At 71.9% G+C, this 3,906-nt stretch carries 4 protein-coding genes; 1 reads left to right on the top strand and 3 read right to left on the bottom strand.

Going from position 1 to position 3,906, the window contains the following annotated elements; genetic code table 11:
• Positions 1-128 precede the first annotated feature (128 nt).
• Positions 129-1,868, top strand: coding sequence for an ABC transporter ATP-binding protein (locus tag OZN99_RS27240; protein WP_270938370.1), 1,740 nt, complete (start codon positions 129-131; stop codon positions 1,866-1,868).
• Here the strand turns inward: OZN99_RS27240 and OZN99_RS27235 are convergent, their stop codons facing one another.
• From OZN99_RS27235 to OZN99_RS27225, 3 genes are all read right to left on the bottom strand, one after another.
• Positions 1,869-2,624: an SDR family NAD(P)-dependent oxidoreductase gene (locus OZN99_RS27235; RefSeq protein WP_270938369.1), complete on the bottom strand. Its 756-nt coding sequence runs from the start codon at positions 2,622-2,624 to the stop codon at positions 1,869-1,871. It abuts the gene before it with no gap.
• Positions 2,625-2,725: 101 nt separating this feature from the next.
• Positions 2,726-3,208, bottom strand: a complete 483-nt coding sequence (locus OZN99_RS27230) for a hypothetical protein (RefSeq protein WP_270938368.1) — start codon at positions 3,206-3,208, stop codon at positions 2,726-2,728.
• 109 nt (positions 3,209-3,317) lie between these two features.
• Positions 3,318-3,906, bottom strand: a 589-nt coding sequence (locus tag OZN99_RS27225; RefSeq protein WP_270938367.1) for a M23 family metallopeptidase, incomplete at its 5' end; no start/stop codon positions are given.

Raw genomic sequence — 3,906 nt, 5'->3', positions numbered from 1 at the left:
CGGGCGCGGCGCTGATCCTGGCGTCCGGCGCCGCGCTGCTCGCCGGCGAGCGGCGCGCGGCGCAACGCGGGCCGCAGGCGGCATGAGGACGGTTGCGGCCGCCGGCGGAAGGTCGCACATGGGTCCGCATGTTCCGCCAGTTCGCCGCCTTCTACCGACCGCATCGCCGCCTGCTGCTGCTGGATTTCGGCTGCGCGGCCGCCACCGGCATGCTGGAGCTGATGTTCCCGATGGCCGTCCGCGCCTTCGTGGACCGGCTGCTGCCGGGGCAGGACGTGCCGCTGATCCTGCTGGCGATCGCGGCGCTGCTGGCGGTGTATGTGCTGAACGGCGTGCTGATGGCGGTGGTGACCTATTGGGGCCATGTCCTCGGCATCGCCATCGAGACGGAACTGCGGCGCCGCGCCTTCGAGCACCTGATGAAGCTCTCCTTCCGCTTCTACGACGGGCAGAAGACCGGCCACCTTGTCGGGCGCCTGACCAAGGACCTGGAGGAGATCGGCGAGGTCGCGCATCACGGGCCGGAGGACCTGCTGATCGCGGTGCTGACCTTCCTCGGCGCCTTCGCGCTGATGCTCTACGTGAACGTGGAACTCGCCATGGTCACGCTGCTGGTGGTGCCGGCCGCGGCCTGGGTGATCGCGCATTACGGCGGGCGGATGACGGCCAACTGGCAGCAGCAGTTCGGCCGCGTCGGCGCCTTCAACGCGCGGATCGAGGAGGCGGTGGGCGGCATCCGCGTGGTGAAGGCCTTCGCCAACGAGGCGCATGAGCAGCGCCTGTTCGCCGCCGACAACGACGCCTATCGCCGCGTGAAGCTCGGCGCCTACCGGCTCATGGCCACGGGAATCACGCTGAACTACCTGGGCCTGCGCTTCGTGCAGGTGATCGTGATGCTGGCGGGCGCCATCTTCATCGTGCGGGACGCGATGACGGTGGGCGACTTCGTCGCCTTCCTGCTGCTGGTCGGCGTGTTCTACCGGCCGATGGACAAGATCGCCGCCGTGATCGAGACCTACCCCAAGGGCATCGCCGGCTTCCGCCGCTACCTCGAGTTGATGGCGGTGGAGCCGGACATCGTGGATCGGCCGGGCGCGCGCCCGGCGCCGCCGCTGCAGGGCGCGCTGCGCTTCGAGGGCATCAGCTTCGGCTACAGCCCGGACCGGACGGTGCTGAACGGCATCGACCTGGCCGTGGCCCCAGGCGAGACGGTGGCCCTCGTCGGGCCCTCAGGCGCCGGCAAGACCACGCTCTGCGCCCTGGTGCCGCGCTTCTACGAGGTGGAGGACGGCCGCATTACCCTGGACGGCCACGACATCCGCGACCTGACGCTGGAGAGCCTGCGCCGGCAGATCGGCATCGTGCCGCAGGACGTGTTCCTGTTTGCCGGCACGATCCGGGAGAACATCGCCTATGGCCGCCTCGGCGCGACCGACGCCGAGATCCTGGAGGCGGCGCGGCGCGCGCGGCTCGACGAGCTGATCGCGACGCTGCCGGACGGGCTGGACACGGTGGTGGGGGAACGCGGCGTGCGCCTCTCCGGCGGGCAGAAGCAGCGGCTGGCGATCGCGCGGGTGTTCCTGAAGAACCCGCCCGTGCTGATCCTGGACGAGGCGACGAGCGCGCTGGACACCGAGACGGAGCGCGCCATCCAGGCCGCCCTGGCGGAGCTGGCGCGCGGCCGCACGACGCTGGTGATCGCGCATCGCCTGGCGACGATCCGCGATGCCGACCGCATCGTGGTGGTGGCCGATGGGCGCATCGCGGAACAGGGCACGCATGGTGCGCTGCTGCGCGCGGGCGGGCTCTACAGCGCGCTGCACGCCGCGCAGTTCGGCCCGCCGGAGGCGCCGCGGCAGGCGGGCTGATCAGACCTTCCCGCCATCCACGACGAGATACTGGCCCGTCACCATCGCGCTGTCGTCGGCCGCGAGCCACAGCGCGAGGCGCGCGATGTCGTGCGGCATGACCTTGCGGTGGATGCATTGCGCCTCCAGGTGGCGCTGCACGCCCTCCGGCGTCGCCCAGAGCTGCTCCTGCCGCTCGGTGAACACCCAGCCCGGCACCAGCTCGTTCACCCGGATGCCGTCGCCGCCGAGGTCGCGCGCGAGGCCGCGCGTGAGGCCGCGCACGGCGGATTTGGCGGCGGTGTAGGCGGGCATGCCGCCCTGCCCGCTCATCCAGCTCACGCTGCCCATGTTGATGATGGAGCCCGCCTTGGCGGCACGCATGCCGGGCGCGACCGCCTGGGCGCAGAAGAAGAAGTGGCGCAGGTTGGTCGCCATCCGTTCGTCCCAGTACTCGGGCTCCACCGTCTCCAGCCCGTGGCGGTCGTCGCGCGCGGCGTTGTTGACCAGCACGAGGACATCGCCGAGCCGGCTGCGCACCTGTGCGATGGCGGCGCGCAGCGCGGGGATGTCGCGGAGGTCGCAGCGCAGGAACAGCGCGCCGGTCGCCTCGGCCACTTTCGCGCCGTGCTCTGCGTCGAAGTCGAGGAAGGCCACCTTCGACCCTTGGCGCGCGAATTGGGCGACGAGTTCCGCCCCGATGCCGGAGGCACCGCCGGTGATCAGGACAACCTTGCCCTTGAGGCTGGGATAGGTGGCGAAGGCGTCGTCGGCCATGCGGGAGCCTCTCTTGTTGCGCGCGCGGCCGTGAACGCCGCTTGCACCGCGACGTTCCTGGCGCGGCCGGCGACGCACCGTCGAGTCGCGGGCGCGTCAGGTCAAGGCAGGATGAGCTCGGCCAGGGCGCAGGTGTCCACCCGCCGCCGCTCCATCGCCTGGCCGCTGGCGAAGACGATCCGGATGTCGTTGACGCACATCCGCTGGGGCAGCTGGACGAGGATGGATTCGTTCGGCGCCAGCACGTGCTGGCCGAGCCGGTCCGGCCCCCACTGGTCCACCTGCGAGGAGGAGACGTAGATCTCCCGCATCACCTGGCTGCCGCGGTTGAAGAGGCGGAAGGACGGGTCGCGCGACGTCGCCTGGCGCTGCCCGTAGGCCTCGCCGCCGCGCTGGATCATCATTCGCCGGCGCGCGTCGTTCTGCAGGAACGTGTCGATCATCGAGGAGCCGGGGTTGTTCCAGTTCCGGCCCGTATAGGGGTTGTGCCACGCATCCTGGGCGGCGGCGGGCGCGGGCGTGGCGGCCGGGACGGCCGCGAGCAGCCCGAGGGCGACGATGGCACGGCGAGCGGTGACATACACCCGTTCCTCCTTTGGTCGTCGGCACGCGACGCGGGCGGCGCCGCCCGGGCCTTCTGGCGCGGCGGCGTTTCCCCGGGATGTCGCGGCGGGCGGAGACGGGTTTCGCGTGTTACGCCGCCAGCAGCGGCTGCGGGTCCAGCCAGACCTGGTACCAGGACAGCGAGAAATGCAGGTGCGGGCCGGTGACACGGCCCGTCGCGCCCATCTTCGCGATGGGCTGGCCGCGTGCCACCGCCTCGCCCTCCCCCACCAGCCGCTCCGACAGATGGGCGTAGAGCGTGTTCACGCCGTGGCCGTGGTCGATCACCAGCAGCTGGCCGAAGAAGAAGAAATCGCCCGAGAGCGTGACGCGGCCGGCCAGCGCGGCGCTGACCGGCGTGCCGACCGGGCCCGCCACGTCCAGCCCGTAATGCGGCTGGCGCGGCTGGCCGTTCAGCACGCGCTGGCTGCCGAAGATGCCGCTGATGCGGCCGCGCGCCGGCCAGGCGAGCGGATCGGCGAAATGCGTCAGCACGCTGTCCGCGGCACGCGCGGCGGCCAGGCGCTCGCGCTCCGCGGTGATGCGGCGCAGCGCGGCCTCGTCGGGCGTCACCTGGGCCGGCGGCAGGCCGGAGATGTGCTGCACGTCCCATTGCCGGCGACGCACCTCCAGCGCGCGGGTCTCGGCCCGGCCACCGGGCGGCGTGATGGCCAGCGCG

This window comes from Falsiroseomonas oryzae (genome assembly GCF_027856955.1).
Taxonomy (GTDB): Bacteria; Pseudomonadota; Alphaproteobacteria; order Acetobacterales; family Acetobacteraceae; genus Falsiroseomonas; species Falsiroseomonas oryzae.
The sequence above is the reverse complement of the archived record's forward strand: the minus strand, read 5'-3'. Positions and strand labels throughout refer to the sequence as shown.